At 73.9% G+C, this 13,904-nt stretch carries 13 protein-coding genes; 8 read left to right on the top strand and 5 right to left on the bottom strand.

Going from position 1 to position 13,904, the window contains the following annotated elements:
• Position 1: 1 nt before the first annotated feature.
• From ybeY to ACGFXC_RS09930, 4 genes are all read left to right on the top strand, one after another.
• Positions 2 to 499, top strand: a complete 498-nt coding sequence (gene ybeY, locus ACGFXC_RS09945) for an rRNA maturation RNase YbeY (RefSeq protein WP_393711303.1) — start codon at positions 2 to 4, stop codon at positions 497 to 499.
• The gene (locus tag ACGFXC_RS09940) at positions 496 to 1,803 is read left to right on the top strand and encodes a hemolysin family protein (protein WP_393711301.1); all 1,308 of its coding nucleotides are present in this window, start codon (positions 496 to 498) and stop codon (positions 1,801 to 1,803) included. The genes ybeY and ACGFXC_RS09940 overlap by 4 nt, the downstream gene beginning before the upstream one ends.
• Positions 1,800 to 2,153 carry an MmcQ/YjbR family DNA-binding protein gene (locus ACGFXC_RS09935; protein WP_393711299.1) on the top strand — a complete coding sequence of 118 codons (354 nt, stop codon included), beginning with the start codon at positions 1,800 to 1,802 and terminating at the stop codon, positions 2,151 to 2,153. The genes ACGFXC_RS09940 and ACGFXC_RS09935 overlap by 4 nt, the downstream gene beginning before the upstream one ends.
• A gap of 187 nt (positions 2,154 to 2,340) precedes the next feature.
• Positions 2,341 to 2,706 (top strand): cytidine deaminase, encoded by a 366-nt coding sequence (locus ACGFXC_RS09930; protein ID WP_393711297.1) that lies wholly within the window; start codon positions 2,341 to 2,343, stop codon positions 2,704 to 2,706.
• Positions 2,707 to 2,783: 77 nt separating this feature from the next.
• On the opposite strand, the gene ACGFXC_RS09925 is transcribed toward ACGFXC_RS09930, so the two are convergent.
• The gene (locus ACGFXC_RS09925) at positions 2,784 to 4,124 is read right to left on the bottom strand and encodes an MFS transporter (protein WP_393711295.1); all 1,341 of its coding nucleotides are present in this window, start codon (positions 4,122 to 4,124) and stop codon (positions 2,784 to 2,786) included.
• A gap of 71 nt (positions 4,125 to 4,195) precedes the next feature.
• Here ACGFXC_RS09925 and ACGFXC_RS09920 point away from each other — a divergent pair, with 71 nt between their 5' ends.
• The 3 genes from ACGFXC_RS09920 (at position 4,196) to era (ending at position 8,562) form a co-directional block, all read left to right on the top strand.
• The gene (locus ACGFXC_RS09920) at positions 4,196 to 5,275 is read left to right on the top strand and encodes a GlxA family transcriptional regulator (RefSeq protein ID WP_393711293.1); all 1,080 of its coding nucleotides are present in this window, start codon (positions 4,196 to 4,198) and stop codon (positions 5,273 to 5,275) included.
• Positions 5,276 to 5,338: 63 nt separating this feature from the next.
• Complete coding sequence (locus ACGFXC_RS09915) at positions 5,339 to 6,667, top strand: beta-xylosidase (RefSeq protein ID WP_393711292.1); 1,329 nt, start codon at positions 5,339 to 5,341, stop codon at positions 6,665 to 6,667.
• Positions 6,668 to 7,611: 944 nt separating this feature from the next.
• The gene (gene era / locus ACGFXC_RS09910) at positions 7,612 to 8,562 is read left to right on the top strand and encodes a GTPase Era (protein ID WP_393712184.1); all 951 of its coding nucleotides are present in this window, start codon (positions 7,612 to 7,614) and stop codon (positions 8,560 to 8,562) included.
• A gap of 44 nt (positions 8,563 to 8,606) precedes the next feature.
• On the opposite strand, the gene ACGFXC_RS09905 is transcribed toward era, so the two are convergent.
• From ACGFXC_RS09905 to ACGFXC_RS09890, 4 genes are all read right to left on the bottom strand, one after another.
• Positions 8,607 to 9,281: an SAM-dependent methyltransferase gene (locus tag ACGFXC_RS09905; protein WP_393711290.1), complete on the bottom strand. Its 675-nt coding sequence runs from the start codon at positions 9,279 to 9,281 to the stop codon at positions 8,607 to 8,609.
• 95 nt (positions 9,282 to 9,376) lie between these two features.
• The gene (locus ACGFXC_RS09900; RefSeq protein WP_393711288.1) at positions 9,377 to 10,192 is read right to left on the bottom strand and encodes a GNAT family N-acetyltransferase; all 816 of its coding nucleotides are present in this window, start codon (positions 10,190 to 10,192) and stop codon (positions 9,377 to 9,379) included.
• A gap of 78 nt (positions 10,193 to 10,270) precedes the next feature.
• Positions 10,271 to 10,531 carry a protealysin inhibitor emfourin gene (locus ACGFXC_RS09895; protein ID WP_393711286.1) on the bottom strand — a complete coding sequence of 87 codons (261 nt, stop codon included), beginning with the start codon at positions 10,529 to 10,531 and terminating at the stop codon, positions 10,271 to 10,273.
• Positions 10,532 to 10,558: 27 nt separating this feature from the next.
• A complete protein-coding gene (locus tag ACGFXC_RS09890; protein ID WP_393711284.1) occupies positions 10,559 to 11,641 on the bottom strand; it encodes a M4 family metallopeptidase in 1,083 nt (360 codons plus the stop codon).
• 366 nt (positions 11,642 to 12,007) lie between these two features.
• Here ACGFXC_RS09890 and leuA point away from each other — a divergent pair, with 366 nt between their 5' ends.
• Entirely contained in the window at positions 12,008 to 13,771 is a 1,764-nt protein-coding gene (gene leuA / locus ACGFXC_RS09885) for a 2-isopropylmalate synthase (protein ID WP_393711282.1), read from the top strand.
• Positions 13,772 to 13,904: the final 133 nt, after the last annotated feature.

The raw sequence follows: 13,904 nt of genomic DNA, 5'->3' as shown, positions 1-13,904 counted from the left end.
CATGTCGATCGACGTCAACAACGAGTCCGGAACCGAGGTCGACGAGCAGGCGATCCTCGACATCGCCCGCTACGCGCTCACCCGGATGCGGATCCACCCGCTGTCCGAGCTCTCCGTCATCGTCATCGACGAGGACGCCATGGAGCAGCTCCACATCCAGTGGATGGACCTGCCCGGACCGACCGACGTCATGTCCTTCCCGATGGACGAGCTCCGGCCGCCGTCGAAGGACGACGAGGAGCCCCCGCAGGGGCTCCTCGGTGACATCGTGCTGTGTCCCGAGGTGGCGAAGAAGCAGGGCGAGGACGCCCCGACGCAGCACTCCATGGACGAGGAGCTCCAGCTCCTGACCGTCCACGGGGTGCTGCACCTGCTCGGGTACGACCACGAGGAGCCGGACGAGAAGGCCGAGATGTTCGGGCTCCAGGCGGCGATCGTCGACGGCTGGCGCGCCGAGCGGGGCGTGACCGGTCCGTCGCCCGCGCCCACCGTCTCGTGACCGCGCCCCAGCTGATCGCCGGCGCGGTACTGCTGGTCGTGGTGGCCTGGTTCGCGGCGTGCGCCGAGTCCGGGATCGCACGGATCTCCGGCTTCCGGGCCGAGCAGGCCGTACGGGAGGGGCGGCGCGGCAGCGCGAAGCTCGCGCAGGTCGCCGGGGACCCGACCCGCTACCTGAACGTGGCGCTGCTGGTCCGGGTCACCTGCGAGATGGCGGCGGGCGTGCTCGTCACGTACGTGTGCCTCGACGAGTTCGGCGAGAACTGGACCGCGCTGCTGGTGGCCATCGGCGTCATGGTGCTGGTGTCGTTCGTGGCGGTGGGCGTGTCCCCGCGCACGATCGGCCGCCAGCACCCCCTGAACACCGCGACGGCGGCCGCGTACGTCCTCGTGCCGCTGGCGCGGGTGATGGGGCCGGTCCCCCAGCTGCTGATCCTCATCGGCAACGCGCTCACGCCCGGGAAGGGCTTCCGCAAGGGGCCGTTCGCCTCGGAGGCGGAGCTGCGGGCGATGGTCGACCTGGCGGAGAAGGAATCGCTGATCGAGGACGACGAGCGCCGGATGGTGCACCAGGTCTTCGAACTCGGCGACACGCTCGTGCGCGAGGTGATGGTGCCGCGCACCGATCTGGTGTGCATAGAGCGGTACAAGACGATCCGTCAGGCGACGACGCTGGCGCTGCGCTCCGGTTTCTCGCGGATCCCCGTGACGGGGGAGAACGAGGACGACATCGTCGGGATCGTGTACCTGAAGGACCTCGTGCGCCGCACCCACATCAGCCGGGAGGCGGAGTCCGACCTGGTCTCGACGGTGATGCGGCCGGCGGTGTTCGTGCCGGACACCAAGAACGCGGGTGACCTGCTGCGCGAGATGCAGTCGGTGCGCAACCACGTGGCGGTGGTGATCGACGAGTACGGCGGCACGGCGGGCATCGTCACGATCGAGGACATCCTGGAGGAGATCGTCGGTGAGATCACCGACGAGTACGACCGGGAGATCGCGCCGGTGGAAGAGCTGGGCGAGGACCGCTACCGGGTGACGGCCCGGCTCGACATCACCGACCTGGGCGAGCTCTTCGGGGTCGAGGCCTTCGACGACGAGGACGTGGAGACGGTCGGCGGACTGCTGGCCAAGGCCCTGGGCCGGGTCCCGATCGCGGGGGCCTCCTCGGTGGTGGAGCTGCCGGACGGGCGCCCGCTGCGGCTGACCGCGGAGTCGCCGGGCGGCCGCCGGAACAAGATCGTGACGGTGCTCGTGGAGCCGGTGGCGCCGGTGGACGCCGCCTCGGACGAGGAGGACGGATGACCCCGGCGGAGCTGCGCGCCCTGTGCCTGGAGTTCAACGCGGCCGTGGAGGAGTTCCCCTTCACGCCGGAGACCTCGGTGTTCAAGGTGCTGGGGAAGGTGTTCGCGCTGACGGCGCTGGACGCCGAGCCGCTCAAGGTCAACCTCAAGTGCGATCCGGAGGAGGCGCTGCGCCTGCGCGCCGAGCACGCGGCGGTCGTCCCGGGATGGCACATGAACAAGCGGCACTGGAACACGGTGACGGTCGGCGGGCTGCCGGACGCGCTGGTGCGGGAGCTGGTGGAGGACTCGTACGACCTCGTCGTGGCGGGTCTGCCGAAGGCGGACCGGCTGCGGCTCGACCGTCCCTGAGCGTGCGGACCGTGGAATGCCCGAAGGTCCAAGGTCCAAGGTCACGGGGAATCGGGACCTTCGGATCATCGGCAACGCGCTGGACGCGCCTAGGTTTGCCCTTGTGTCCGAGGGGTGGGGACGGAGGGGAGGGCGCCTCGGCGGGGTCGTCGCACGACCGCGCCGGGGCGCTCCCTAAGCTTTCCCCATGAGCGAGAGCACCGTGGGCACCGGGATCGACCCCGAGGACAGCAAGATCATCACGTTGGCGCGCAGCGCCCGGGCCCGCAACGGGGTCGCGGAGGGCGCGGCGGTCCGCGACGAGACCGGCCGTACGTACGTCGCCGGCACCGTGGAGCTGGACTCCCTGAAGCTGAGCGCCCTCCAGACGGCGGTGGCCATGGCCGTGGCCAGCGGCGCCCGGTCCCTGGAGGCGGCGGCCGTGGTGAGCGCCGCCGACGCCCCGGCCGCGGCCGACCGGGCGGCGGTCCGCGACCTCGGCGGCCCGGACACCCCCGTCCTGCTGGCCGGCCCGGACGGCGCCCTGAAGTCGGCCACCCCCGCCGGGGCCTGAGCCGCCCGGACCCCTGACGGCCGCGCCGCCCGGGCCGTTCGCCGCCGCCCGGGCCGTCCGCCGCCGCCCCGGGCCGCTCAGCCGGCCACCGCGGGGGCGGCGGCCGGGGCCGGGCGGCGGATGACCATCGCCATCAGCGCCGCCACCGCGCACAGGCCGCCCGCCGCGTACCAGACGAGGTCGTAGGAGCCGAAGGCGTCGCGGGCCACTCCGCCCAGGAAGGCCACGAGCGCCGCGCCGACCTGGTGCGAGGCCAGGACCCAGCCGAAGACGATCGCGCTGTCCTGCCCGTAGTGCTCGCGGCACAGGGCGATGGTCGGCGGGACGGTCGCGACCCAGTCCAGGCCGTAGAAGACGATGAAGAAGACCATCGGCGGGTGCACGGACGGCGCCAGCAGCACCGGCAGGAACAGCAGGGACACCCCGCGCAGGGCGTAGTACACGGCCAGCAGGCGGCGGGCCGCGAAGCGGTCGGTGAACCAGCCCGAGGCGATGGTGCCGAGCACGTCGAACACGCCGACCACGGCGAGCAGTCCGGCGGCCGCCGTCACCGGCATCCCGTGGTCGTGGGCCGCCGGTACGAAGTGGGTCTTGACCAGGCCGTTGGTGGAGGCTCCGCAGATCGCGAAGGTGCCCGCCAGCAGCCAGAACGGTTCCGTACGGGCCGCCTTGAGCAGGACGGAGACCGCCCGCCGGGCCGCGCCCGCCACCGGGGCGGGCTTGTCGGCGTAGACGCCGCCGTAGGGGGCGAGCCCGACGTCGGCCGGGTGGTCGCGCAGCAGCAGCCACACGAACGGGACGACGGACAGGGCCGCCAGCGACACGGTCACCGCCGCCGGGCGCCAGCCGTGGTGCTCGACCAGCCAGGACAGCAGCGGCAGGAAGACCAGCTGTCCGGAGGCGCCCGCCGCGGTCAGGATGCCGGTGACCAGGCCGCGCCGGGCGGTGAACCAGCGGTTGGTCACCGTCGCCGCGAAGGCCAGCGCCATGGAGCCGCTGCCCAGGCCCACGAGGACGCCCCAGTACAGCACCAGCTGCCAGGACGCCGTCATCCACACGGTGGCCAGTGAGCCGGCGGCTATGACCGTCAGGGCCAGGGCGACGACCTTGCGGATGCCGAAGCGGTCCATCAGGGCGGCGGCGAAGGGGGCGGTGAGTCCGTAGAGCGCGAGGTTGACGGAGACGGCGAAACCGATGGTCCCGCGCGACCAGTCGAATTCCGCGTGGAGCGGCTCGATGAGCAGGCCGGGCAGGGAGGCGAAGGCGGCGGCGCCGATGATCGTCACGAAGGCGACGGCCGCGGCGAACCAGGCCCGGTGGACGCGGCCGGCCGGACGGGGGGCCCGCCGGGCGGGCGCGGTCTCGGAGACGGGCGGGGGCGTGGGATCGGGCGTGGGGGTGGGCGCTGTCTGGGTCACGCCGACAGCTTCCGGCCCGCGGGCCCCCGTACGACAGTGGCCTGACCGACATGCTTCGATACGATCGGGCCATGGCCACCGCCCCCGAGACCCCGGACACCAGCGCGCCGCGGGCCCACCGCGTCGTCGTGCTCGCCCTCGCCGGGCTGCTGCCCTTCGAACTCGGCATCCCGCACCGGATCTTCGGCCGCGCCAAGGACCCGGCCGGCCGGCCCCTCTACGAGATCCTCACCTGCGGCCTCGCCCCGGGCCCGGTGCCCACGGACGCCGACTTCGCGGTGGCGGTCGAGCACGGTCCCGAGCTGCTGGCCACGGCCGACACGGTGGTGGTTCCGGCCTCCTACGAACTGGGCCCGGTGCACGCCGAGGGCCGGCTGACCGGCGAGCTCGCCGCCGCCCTGGCCCGGATCCGGCCCGGTACCCGGCTCGTGTCCATCTGCACCGGCGGCTACGTCCTGGCCGCCGCCGGCTATCTGGACGGCCGCCGGGCCACCACCCACTGGGCCTCCGCCGAGCACTTCCAGCGGACGTTCCCGGCCGTGCGGGTCGACCCCGGCGTGCTCTACACGGACGACGGCGACGTGCTCACCTCCGCCGGAGTCGCCGCCGGCATCGACCTGTGCCTGCACATCGTCCGCCGCGACCACGGCGCGGCCGTCGCCAACGAGGTGGCCCGGCGGACCGTCGTACCGCCCCACCGGGAGGGCGGGCAGGCGCAGTTCATCCAGCGGCCCGTGCCCGGACCGGAGCAGGCCAGCACCACGGCCGCGCGCGCCTGGGTGCTGGACCGGCTGCACGAGCCGCTGCGGCTGACCGACCTCGCCCGGCAGGAGGCCGTGTCGGTGCGGACCTTCACGCGCCGCTTCCGCGAGGAGTCGGGGGTCAGCCCCGGCGAGTGGATCACCGCCCAGCGGGTGGAGCGGGCCCGGCGGCTGCTGGAGCGGACGGGGCTCCCGATCGAGACGGTGGCGCGGGAGACGGGCTTCGGGACGGCGCAGTCGCTGCGCAAGCACGTCCAGGCCGCGCTGGGGGTGAGCCCGACGGCCTACCGGCGCACCTTCCGGGCGGCGGAGCCCGGTGGCCCGGGGCTCGCGTCCGGCACCCCGCCATCTTCTGATGGGCCATCAGTCGCTGCCGGTTCCGCGCCTTGACTTCTCCCGGCGCCCGCTCGTGAATGGCCCCCTGTCGGGGCGACGGAACGCGGGGGGCGGGCAGTGCGAACAGGCGCGCGCAACAGGGGATGGCGGGCGGCCACCGGGGTGGCGGTGCTCGCGGCCGTGGGCGGGGGCGCGCTGAGCGGACCCGCTGCCGCCGTGGAGGAAACGCCCCCGGGCCAGGTGGAGTTCCCGGTGCACTGCCTGCCGCCCCAGGAGGCCGGAGCGCCGCCCGCCGACGGCCCCACGACGGCCCGGATCAGCGTCGACGACCCGGCCCCGCGGGTGGGCGACACCGTCACCGTGACCTACCGGGTGGCCCGGACCCCCGCCGTGAACCCGCTGACCTCCGCACTGCCCGCCGACGTCCTCACCCCGGCCGGCCGGGTGGTGCTCGGCGGCGCGCAGAGCGGCGAGGTCACCGTGGTCGGCCCCACGCGCAACGAGCCCGTACCGGCGGGGGCGCCCCTGCCCGAGGTCACCATGACCGGCACCTTCACCGTCACCGCCCCCGGCGCGATCACCCTCGCCCCCGGCGGCTACACCCTGCACACCGGCCACCTGCTCGACCTGGACACCGTCTGCGAGGTCACCGGCGCACCCGTCTCCGAGCGCCTCACCGCGAGCCCGCTGCCCACCGCCAACCTGCGCCGCGTCCTGCTCACCACCGCCTACGGGGCGCCGGGCGCCCGGGTCCGGGTCACCGCGGCGGGCTTCGCGCCGGGCGCCGGCGTGACCGTGGCGGGCCGCGCGGGCGCCGCCGAGACGGCCGACCGGGCTGCGGGCACCGCCGACGCGCGCGGGGAGTTCACCGTCGAGCTGCCCGTCACGGACCGGGCCACGACCGCGCTGGTGGCCTACGAGGGACCGGCCTGGTCGGCGCGACGCGGCTCGGGCCCGGCCCCGTACGCGGTGGTCGAGCCGGCCGCACCGGCGCCGCGCACCCAGCAGGTGCGCGCCACCGTCGAGCCGGGCACCCTGGCCATGACCCAGGCGGGGGACGCGGTGACCCTCGGCGCGGTCTCGTACGGGGACGGCGGCGCGGCCCCGGGCCGGATCGGCACCGTCACCGTCAAGGACGCCCGCGGCGGCCCGGCGGGGTGGTCCCTCACGGGCCGGGTCACCGACTTCGCGGGCCCCGGCGGCCTGCGCCTGCCGGGCGGCTCCCTGTCCTGGACGCCGTCCTGCACCGCGGCGCCGGGCAGCCCCAGCCCCTGTACGCCGGGCAGCGCGGGCCCGGTCGGCCCGGACGGGGCGGTCCTGGCGGGCACCCCCGACGCCCCCGTGACCGGGGGGACCTTCACCGTCGACGCCACGGTGGAGCTCCGCCTCCCCGCCTACACCCCGCCGGGGGCGTACACGGCGGTGCTGACCCTGACGCTGTCGTGAGGCGGGGCGGCTCCGGCGCCCTCCTCGGCCTCCTCGGCCTCCTCCTCGGTGTCCTGCTCGGGGTCTTCCCGCTGCCCGGGAGCGCCGCCACGGCGGCCGCCGCCGACAACGGGCAGTGGTCGGTCCTGCCCGCCGCCACCGCCGTCGGTCAGCGCCCGTACTTCTACCTCGCCGCCGCGCCCGGCGGGACCGTCCGGGACGCCGTCACCATCGCCAACCGCACCGACCGGCCGCGCACCTTCCGGCTCTACGCCGCCGACGCCTACAACACCGCCCGCGACGGCGGCTTCGCGCTGCGCGGCCCCGACGAACCACGGCTGGCCGCTGCCGCGTGGGTACGGCTGGACCGGGAGCGGGTCACCGTGGCGCCCCGCGGCGCGGTGGACGTCGGCTTCGGGCTCACCGTTCCCGACCGCGCCGAACCGGGGGACCATCCCGGCGCCGTGGTGGCCCTGGAGGACGACGCCCCGGCCCCCGCCGCCGCGGGCGCCGGCGGCATCGGCGTCCGCCAGGCCGTCGCGGCCCGGCTGTACCTGCGGGTCAGCGGACCCACCGCGGCCGCCCTCGCGGTGGAGGACGTACGGGTGGCCGCCGACGGGCGGGGCGCCGAGGTCTCGTACACCCTCCACAACCTCGGCAACGTCACCCTGCGCCCCCGCGCGTTCCTCACGGCCGCCGGGGCCCTGGGACGCCCCCTGCCGGGCCGCTCGCTCACCGGGGTGCCGGCCGAGTTGCTGCCCGGGCGGCAGGTCCGTCTCACCAGCCGCTGGACGGACCCGCCGGAGCTGGAGTGGGCCCGCGTCACGGTGCGCGCCGAGGCCTCCGGGATCACCGCCACGGGGACCGCCGACCACGCCGCGCACCCCCTGCTCAACCTCGCCGTGGCGCTCGGTACGGCCCTCGTGGCGGTGGCCTGGTCGGCGCTGGGAGCCGCATCGGGGAGAATGGCCCGTATGAGCGATCGTTCCCCCGAGCCCACCGCCCCGCACCGCGCGGGCTTCGCCTGTTTCGTCGGCCGCCCCAACGCGGGCAAGTCGACCCTGACCAACGCGCTCGTGGGCACCAAGGTCGCGATCACCTCCAACCGGCCGCAGACCACGCGCCACACGGTCCGCGGCATCGTGCACCGCCCCGACGCCCAGCTCGTCCTGGTCGACACCCCCGGCCTGCACAAGCCGCGCACGCTGCTCGGCGAGCGGCTGAACGACATCGTGCGCACCACCTGGGCCGAGGTCGACGTGATCGGTTTCTGCCTGCCCGCCGACCAGAAGCTCGGCCCCGGCGACAAGTTCATCGCCAAGGAGCTCGCGGGGATCAAGAAGACCCCGAAGATCGCCATCATCACCAAGACCGACCTGGTCGAGTCCAAGGTGGTGGGCGAGCAGCTGATCGCCGTACACCGGCTCGCCGAGGAGCTCGGCTTCGAGTGGGCGGAGATCGTCCCCGTCTCGGCGGTCGGCGACAGCCAGGTCCAGCTGCTGGCCGATCTGATCGCCCCGCTGCTGCCGGAGAGCCCCCCGCTGTACCCGGAGGGCGACCTGACCGACGAGCCCGAGATGGTCATGGTCGCGGAGCTGATCCGCGAGGCGGCGCTGGAGGGCGTGCGCGACGAGCTGCCGCACTCCATCGCCGTGGTGGTCGAGGAGATGATCCCGCGCGAGAACCGGCCCGCGGACCGGCCGCTGCTCGACATCCACGCCAACGTGTACATCGAGCGCCCCAGCCAGAAGGGCATCATCATCGGCCCCAAGGGTTCGCGCCTGAAGGAGGTCGGGATGAAGTCGCGCAAGCACATCGAGGCGCTGCTCGGCACCCCGGTCTTCCTCGACCTGCACGTGAAGGTCGCCAAGGACTGGCAGCGCGACCCCAAGCAGCTCCGCAAGCTCGGCTTCTAGCGCGGCCGCCGCACCGGCTCCCGGCGCGGCCGCCGCACCGGCTCCTAGCGCAGCCGCCGCACCACCACCGCGTTGTCCGTACGGGTCCCGGGCGTGCCGTCAGGCAGGTTCTGGACCCGTTCGTGTTCCGCGGCGACCAGTACCTCCCAGGCCCCCTCGGGCAGTTCGAGCTCGGCCACGACCTGGTCGGGGGTGGGGAAGCGGACCGCCCGCTGGAGTTCGTCCATGGCCGCGGTGTCCTGCCAGGGCGCCCAGCCCGCGTGGCCGGCCACCAGCAGCACCCCGCCGGGGGCCACCGCGCGGGCGGCCGTGTGCAGGATCCGCTCGCGCGGGAACGCGCCGAAGGTGTGCAGGAAGCAGGCGGAGACCAGGTCGTACTCCCCCGCGGGGAACGAGTCGGCCAGGTCGTGCCGCTCCCACGCGACGCGGTCGGCGACCCCGGCGTCACGGGCGTGGGCGGCCGCCCGCTCCAGGGCCACCCCGGAGATGTCGGTCCCGGTGACCCGCCAGCCGCGCCGGGCCAGCCACAGCGCGTCACCGCCCTCACCGCAGCCGAGGTCCAGGGCGCGGCCGGGGGTCAGGCCGGAGGCCTCGCGGACCAGGACGGCGTTGGGGTTGCCGCTCCAGACCCGCTCGCGGTAGCGGTCGTCCCAGTAGGACTCCCCCCAGCCGCTTCCGGGGGTCTGCTGCTGCGTCTGCTGGTGCCGGTGGTCGGACACGGGGCCTCCAAGGTGGTGCCGGACGGGACACCGCCGATGTTGCGCCGACGGTGGTGCCCCGGCAAACATCGTTGCCGTTCCGGCAAACCGGCGGCCTACGCCTCCGGGGGCTCCGCGATCAGGGCGGTTCCGACGCGGCGGAAACCGGCGCGGCCGTAGATCCGGGCCACGTCCTCGTCACCGGCCGACAGGAACACCGTCCGGGCTCCGCGCCGGCGGGCCAGCCCGATCAGGGCGGCCGTCACCGCGAGGGCCAGCCCCTGGCGCCGGGCGGCGGGCAGCGTGCCCACGCCGACGATCTCGGCGACGTCGCCGACCGGGTTGTACTGGCCCGAGCAGAGCACCACCCCGTCGCGCACGGCAGCCGCCATGCCGGTGCGGCCGTCCGCGAGCATCGCCGAGACGCGGTCCCGGCGGGCCTGCGTCTGCGGGTCCTCCAGGGCCCGCGCCAGTGCGGCGGGACCGGCCGCGCCCGGGGCCGTCCCCGGCGCGGCGAAGGCCAGGGCGGGCACCGTCACCGCCGCCCGCAGCAGCGGGTCCCCGGCGTCGAGCAGCCGCACGTCCGGGTGCGGCGGGAGCGGTTCGGCAGCGGAGTCCAGCACCATCAGCGGGTGAGCGTGGACGTGCAGCCCCGCGGCCTCCACGGCGGCCCGCAGGGAGGGGCAGGATTCGGCCACCCACTCGAAGGATTCGGGCACCTTCAGTTCCCGCTGCCGCTCCAGCACCCTGCGCACGTCGTCGGCGGTGACGCCGGAGCCGGAGCCGCCGAGCGCGGGCCGGGCGTAATAGGCCCAGCCGTCGCCCTCCTGGACGAAGAGGGTCAGGGGGCCGAAGTCCTCGCCCCGCGCACCGCCCACGCGGGGGACGGTGTCGTAGTAGCGCTCCAGGACGGCCAAGATCGTTCCAGTCATCCGGACATCCAAGCAAAGCCGCCGCGCCCGGTCACCCGGTTTCGGCGGCCCGCCCCGGGCACCCCCTCGTGCGCCCCCTCAGGCGCCCTCCTTGAGGACCCGCGAGATCAGGCTCCGCTGGGCGTCCGAAAGGTGCGGGTCCCGGCAGGACACCGTCCGTCCGTCCACCGTGATCCGGTACGAGAACCCGTCCGGGACCCCGCCGGCCGCCGGGCCGGGCCGCAGGGCCAGCAGGGCCAGGTCCCGCAGCTCGTCCTCGTCGGCCCGGCCCGAGGTGTCCACCTCGGCCCGGCGCTCGATCCCCGCGAAACCGCCCGTCCGCACCACTTCGATCCGCACGCGGCCTCCTCGCCCCGGAACGGCCCGCTACCCCAGGCCCACCGTCGCCCAGGCCTTCTGCAGGGCCCGGTGCTCGGCACCGCCGTCACCGTAGCGGGCCACGGCGGCCGCCACCGACAGCCGGGCGAAGTCCGCGAAGTCCGCCCGGGCCTCCAGCTGCCCGCCGGTCAGGGTGTCGTACCAGATCTGCCCCGCCCGCTCCCAGGCCTTGCCGCCGAGTTCGCTCGCCGCGACGTAGAAGGCGTGGTTGGGGATCCCGGAGTTGATGTGGACCCCGCCGTTGTCCCCGGAGGTGGTGACGTAGCCGTCCATCGTGGCCGGCTGCGGGTCCTTGCCGAGCTCGTCGTCGTCGTACGCCGTCCCCGGCGCCTTCATCGAGCGCAGGGCCGTCCCGCTCACGTTCGGCCCCAGCAGCCCGGCCCCGATCAGCCAGTCCGCCTGGTCGGCGCTCTGTCCGAGGGAGTACTGCTTGATCAGGGAACCGAACACGTCGGACATGGACTCGTTGAGGGCGCCCGACTGGCCGTGGTAGTCGAGGTTCGCCGTGTACTGGGTGACGCCGTGGGTCAGCTCGTGCCCGATGACGTCCACCGACACGGTGAAGTCGAGGAACAGCGCTCCGTCCCCGTCGCCGAAGACCATCTGCTCGCCGTCCCAGAAGGCGTTGTTGTAGTCCTGGCCGTAGTGCACGCTCGCGTCCAGCGCCAGCCCGGAACCGTCGATCGAGTTCCGCCCGTAGCCCTTCAGGAAGAGTTCGTACGTGGCGCCGAGCCCGGCGTAGGCGCGGTTCGCGGTGGCGTCCTTGACCGCCTCGTCGCCCTCCCCGCGCACCTTCTTCCCGGGCAGCCGGGTGCGGTGCTGGGCGTCGTAGACCGTGCGGCGGGGCCCCTCCCCGGCGGCCGGCGCGTCCGGCTCGGCCGCGACGATCCCGCGGACGGCGCTGATCCGCCGCCGGGTCCGCAGGGAGGCGTCCAGTTCGAGGGTGCGCTGCGCGGCGTCGGCCCGGGCGGAGTCCGCGGACCGGGCGGCCCGTTCGAGCAGGTGCGGCGGGACGACGGTGCAGAAGACGGGGCGGGCGGCGCTGCGGCCGGGGGAGGAGTAGGCATCCATGCCCGGCAATGTGGCAGTGGGTCACCCCCGTGTCACTAGCCGCAACCATGATTCATTCGACTGTCTGAATGGCGTCCCGGCGCGTTGACGGATCACCCTGACCTCCGTCGAGATGAAGAGACCTAGCTCACAAACAGCACAAATCGGACACACGGGTCTTGCATACTGAAACACGTCCTCGCGATGCGGGGCGGCTCGGTTAGGCTCGACCCATCATGCGTTTCGGGCTGCTTCTCCTTAGCTGCCGCGGCGAGGGTCTGTAGTCGTAGGCCGGCCCCCTCCCCGCGGAGTTTGGTGTTGCGGTTTTTACGACCGCCGTCGGCCGTTCCAGCGAACTACACGCGGACACGCGAGGAGCCCAACGCCATGAGCCAGCAGCCTTTTGTCGGTCGCCCCACGCCCATCACCAACGCGACCCACACCCAGAAGTCCTCCGGCATGCCGATCCACAAGTACGGCCGGTACGAGCAGGTGGACATCTCCGACCGGACCTGGCCGGACGCCCGCGTCACCAAGGCCCCGCGCTGGCTCTCCACCGACCTGCGCGACGGCAACCAGTCGCTGATCGACCCGATGACCCCCGCCCGCAAGCGCGAGATGTTCGACCTGCTGGTGCGGATGGGCTACAAGGAGATCGAGGTCGGCTTCCCGTCCTCCGGCGAGACCGACTTCGCCTTCGTGCGCTCCATCATCGAAGAGGGCGCGATCCCGGACGACGTCACCATCTCCGTACTGACCCAGGCCCGCGAGGACCTGATCGAGCGGACCGTGGAGTCCCTGGTCGGCGCCCACCGCGCCACCGTCCACCTGTACAACGCCACCGCCCCCACCTTCCGCCGCGTGGTCTTCCGCGGCTCGAAGGAGCAGATCAAGCAGATCGCCGTCGACGGCACCCGCCTGGTCATGGAGTACGCCGACAAGCTGCTGGGCCCGGAGACCACCTTCGGCTACCAGTACAGCCCGGAGATCTTCACCGACACCGAGCTGGACTTCGCCCTGGACGTCTGCGAGGCCGTCTGCGACGTGTGGCAGCCGGCCGAGGGCCGCGAGATCATCCTGAACCTGCCCGCCACCGTGGAGCGCTCGACGCCCTCCACCCACGCGGACCGCTTCGAGTGGATGGCCCGCAACCTGACCCGCCGCGAGCACGTCTGCATCTCCGTGCACCCGCACAACGACCGCGGCACCGCCGTCGCCGCCGCCGAGCTGGCCCTGATGGCCGGCGCCGACCGCATCGAGGGCTGCCTGTTCGGGCAGGGCGAGCGCACCGGCAACGTCGACCTGATCACGCTGGGCATGAACCTCTTCTCCCAGGGCGTCGACCCGCAGATCGACTTCTCGCAGATCGACGAGATCCGTCGCACCAGCGAGTACTGCAACCAGATGGAGGTCCACCCGCGCCACCCCTACGCGGGCGACCTGGTCTACACCGCCTTCTCCGGCTCCCACCAGGACGCCATCAAGAAGGGCTTCGACGCCATGGAGGCCGACGCGGCCGCCGCCGGCAAGACGGTCGACGACATCGAGTGGGCGGTGCCGTACCTGCCCATCGACCCCAAGGACGTCGGCCGCTCCTACGAGGCGGTCATCCGCGTCAATTCGCAGTCCGGCAAGGGCGGCATCGCCTACGTCCTGAAGAACGACCACAAGCTGGACCTGCCGCGCCGCATGCAGATCGAGTTCTCGCGGATCATCCAGGCCAAGACCGACGCCGAGGGCGGCGAGGTAACGCCGAAGGCGATCTGGGACGTGTTCTCGGACGAGTACCTGCCCAACCCCGAGAACCCGTGGGGCCGCATCCAGCTGCGCTCCGGTTCGACGGCCACCGACAAGGACGGCACGGACACGCTGACCGTCGAGGCGGTCGTGGACGGGGTCGAGGCCGTGCTGAACGGCACCGGCAACGGTCCCATCTCCGCCTTCTTCGACGCGCTGGCCGGCATCGGCGTCGACGCCCGCCTGCTGGACTACACCGAGCACACGATGAGCGAGGGCGCCTCGGCCGTGGCCGCCTCGTACATCGAGTGCGCGATCGACGGCCGCGTCCTGTGGGGCATCGGCATCGACGCCAACACCACCCGCGCCTCCCTGAAGGCGGTCATCTCCGCCGTCAACCGCGCGGGCCGCTGACGCCCGTACGAGAGCCCCGTCCCCGCCGGCCGCGCGGGGGCGGGGCTCCGCCGCCCCCCGGCCCCGTACGGGCCCCCGGCGGCCCGCGGCGGGGGCCGTGCGGCGGGCGCCGAGGGAGCCCGGCGGCGCACCC

Source organism: Streptomyces sp. NPDC048507 (genome assembly GCF_043199995.1).
Taxonomy (GTDB): domain Bacteria; phylum Actinomycetota; class Actinomycetes; order Streptomycetales; family Streptomycetaceae; genus Streptomyces.
This window is presented reverse-complemented; position numbering and strand designations above follow the sequence as displayed.

Excerpts from the sequence above, each read along its gene's own strand:
- ybeY (WP_393711303.1), top strand. The coding sequence starts at position 2 with ATGTCGATCGACGTCAACAACGAGTCCGGAACCGAGGTCGACGAGCAG.
- ACGFXC_RS09935 (WP_393711299.1), top strand. The coding sequence starts at position 1,800 with ATGACCCCGGCGGAGCTGCGCGCCCTGTGCCTGGAGTTCAACGCGGCC.
- ACGFXC_RS09930 (WP_393711297.1), top strand. The coding sequence starts at position 2,341 with ATGAGCGAGAGCACCGTGGGCACCGGGATCGACCCCGAGGACAGCAAG.
- ACGFXC_RS09920 (WP_393711293.1), top strand. The coding sequence starts at position 4,196 with ATGGCCACCGCCCCCGAGACCCCGGACACCAGCGCGCCGCGGGCCCAC.
- era (WP_393712184.1), top strand. The coding sequence starts at position 7,612 with ATGGCCCGTATGAGCGATCGTTCCCCCGAGCCCACCGCCCCGCACCGC.
- ACGFXC_RS09900 (WP_393711288.1), bottom strand. The coding sequence starts at position 10,192 with ATGACTGGAACGATCTTGGCCGTCCTGGAGCGCTACTACGACACCGTC.
- ACGFXC_RS09890 (WP_393711284.1), bottom strand. The coding sequence starts at position 11,641 with ATGGATGCCTACTCCTCCCCCGGCCGCAGCGCCGCCCGCCCCGTCTTC.
- leuA (WP_393711282.1), top strand. The coding sequence starts at position 12,008 with ATGAGCCAGCAGCCTTTTGTCGGTCGCCCCACGCCCATCACCAACGCG.